Source organism: Tritonibacter sp. SIMBA_163 (assembly GCF_046535935.1).
GTDB lineage: Bacteria > Pseudomonadota > Alphaproteobacteria > Rhodobacterales > Rhodobacteraceae > Epibacterium > Epibacterium scottomollicae.
This window is the reverse complement of record NZ_JAWJBP010001377.1, coordinates 1-234: the sequence shown is the minus strand read 5'-3', so window position 1 is coordinate 234 and position 234 is coordinate 1. Positions and strand designations below refer to the sequence as shown.

Here is a 234-nt window from a genome sequence, read left to right as displayed (position 1 = left end):
ATAATCCAAAAGGGGCGGTCAACGGGCTCAGTCTCGTCCTGCCTTTCGCTGACAGGAGTTTCGACTTCGTCATCATGACGTCGGTAGTCACCCATCTGCCGTCCGACGAGGTTAAAACCTATCTCGAACAGGTTTCCCGCGTTCTCGCTCCTGGCGGAAAATTGTTCATGACCGCGTTCGTCGTGGACGATGTGGCCGCGCGAGACCGTCACGGCAAACGTGACAAGCGACTTG

At 56.4% G+C, this 234-nt stretch carries 1 protein-coding gene; it reads left to right on the top strand.

All coding sequences use genetic code 11. The annotated features are described in order from the left end of the window. Positions 1 to 234 (top strand): class I SAM-dependent methyltransferase (locus R0J92_RS26795; protein ID WP_411053919.1); only part of this gene is annotated, 234 nt, incomplete at both ends.